Source organism: Alsobacter sp. SYSU BS001988 (genome assembly GCF_054796215.1).
The window spans coordinates 1-2,015 of the sequence record NZ_JBTAMK010000042.1; the positions used below are offsets into that span (position 1 = coordinate 1).

A 2,015-nucleotide genomic window follows, 5' to 3' on the forward strand; every position below is an offset into this window, starting at 1 on the left:
GGGCGGCTTCTACCCCGGCCAACTTGTCATCTTGGCTGGTCGCCCCGGCATGGGCAAAACCACACTCGCGCTCGCCATTGCACTGAATGCGGCGCGCGAGAATGGAGTGTTCTGCTGCTCCCTCGAGATGTCAGCCGAGGAGTTGGCGGAGCGCGCTCTAGCCGCTCTGGCGTTCGATGGCCGCCGAACGGCGCTCACTTATCGCCGGATCGCCGAGGCGGCCAGCCTGTCCAATGATGAGGTCGAGCGGCTCCATCATGCCAAGGGCCGGATGGCGAACCTGCATCTCCAAATCGAGCAACAGCCGGGGATGACGCTGGGCCAGGTCTCGGCTCGAGCAAGGCAATGGAAGGCCCGCTGCGAAAGGGCGGGCGCACAGCTCCGGCTCATCGTGGTCGACCATATCGGCCTGGTCAGGCCTTCGACCCGCTATGCCGGCAACCGCGTGAACGAGGTGTCGGAAATTTCCGGCGGCCTAAAGGCTCTCGCCAAAGAGCTGGGCTGCACCGTCATGGCCCTGTCACAGCTAAGCCGAGAGGTTGAGCGGCGGGACGACAAGCGGCCTGTACTCTCAGATCTGCGCGACTCCGGCTCCATCGAGCAAGACGCCGATGTGGTGATCGCGGCTTATCGGGAGGGCTACTACCTCGAGCGGCTGCCGAACCTCACGCCCGAGCAGGAGCAGCGGCTGTTCGATGCTCAGGACCAAATCGAGATCGAGGTGCTGAAGCAGCGCCAGGGGCCAACGGGACGATTCCAGCTGTTCGCCTCGCTGCCCTGCAATGCCGTGGCGGAGCTTGGCGCATGAGCAACGCCGCGATCGCATGGGCCAAAGGCCAAAAAACGGGGAGCGGCTCGCGAAAGATCGTCCTTCTCGTGCTGGCCGATTACGCCGATCAGACCGGACAGGCGTTTCCCTCTGTCCGACAGCTCTGTGTCGACACGGACCTGAGTGAACGGGCCGTAAGGAAGGCGCTGAGCGAGTTGGCGGAACTCGGACTTCTCGGCCGTCAGCACAGGGTTCGGACCGATCAGTCGAACACGTCCAATTTGTTCGTCCTGAACATGCAGGGGGTGGGTGCACGACGTGCACCCCTGGGTGCGCCAGATGCACCACCCCCCCTGCACGACGTGCACCCCCTCCTGCACGAGGTGCAGGGGGATGGTGCACGAGGTGCACCCCTTGAACCCTTACTAGAACCATCACTCTCTTTTTCGGTCGCTCGAGCGACCAAACGAGCGGAAGCGCAACAGGCTCAAGCACCGAAACCTGACCTCGATGAGCCTTTTCATCGCTTCTGGGCCGCATACCCGAAGCGGGAGGGTCCGAATCCGAAAAAGCCGGCCAGGGCTGAGTTCGCGGCGGCCGTGCGTCGCGGATCGGATCCCGAAGCGATACTCGCTGGAGCGGTTCGTTTTGCCGCTCACTGGGCCAAGCGGTCGGGCTCGGAGCTCCGGTTCGTTCCTCATGCCCGCAAGTGGTTGAGGGACGAGGCCTGGCAGGACGACGATGACGCGGCCATGCCCGAACCGAAATTGGTCGCCAGCGACGAGACCTGGCGCCGTCGGCATGAACGCTGGCGGCGAACCGGAAGCTGGGCATCATCTTGGGGACCAGATCCCGATGACCCAATGACGAAGTTTCCGGCCCATTTGCGCAGGGCCAACGACCCAAGCCCACTGGAGGCAGTGTGATCGCCGGTGTTCTCTTTCAATGCATCCGCGACCAGCGTCCGCCAAGGGGGACTCGGGATTCGAGCAGCGCATAGACGCTCGCCAGGAATTCAGCCCCGAGCGGCAAGGTCTGGTCACGCGCGTTTCGGACGTCGCCCGCAGTCTGTCGCGTGAAAACCAAGTACAGTGTCGTTGTGAAAGGACATGTATGTAGGTACAATAGGGTCATAAAATATGAGGGACAATTCAATGACGATGCTTCCCGTATGCCCCATGCTTCACGGAGAAGTCGCAACGCAGATCTGCGAGGGGATTCTGCTTGAGTTCAGATCCGGCAAATC

General features: G+C 62.5%; 2 protein-coding genes. Both read left to right on the plus strand.

Features of this window, described 5'->3' with window-relative positions:
• Nucleotides 1–808 (plus strand): replicative DNA helicase (locus ACYVO7_RS25685; protein ID WP_460452601.1); only part of this gene is annotated, 808 nt, incomplete at its 5' end.
• On the plus strand, nucleotides 805–1,695 hold the full coding sequence (locus ACYVO7_RS25690; RefSeq protein ID WP_460452602.1) for a helix-turn-helix domain-containing protein: 891 nt from the start codon (nucleotides 805–807) through the stop codon (nucleotides 1,693–1,695). The genes ACYVO7_RS25685 and ACYVO7_RS25690, both read left to right, overlap by 4 nt.
• Nucleotides 1,696–2,015: the final 320 nt, after the last annotated feature.

Bases quoted from the DNA above. Each gene is read 5' to 3' on its own strand.
- ACYVO7_RS25690 (WP_460452602.1), top strand. From the start codon at position 805: ATGAGCAACGCCGCGATCGCATGGGCCAAAGGCCAAAAAACGGGGAGC.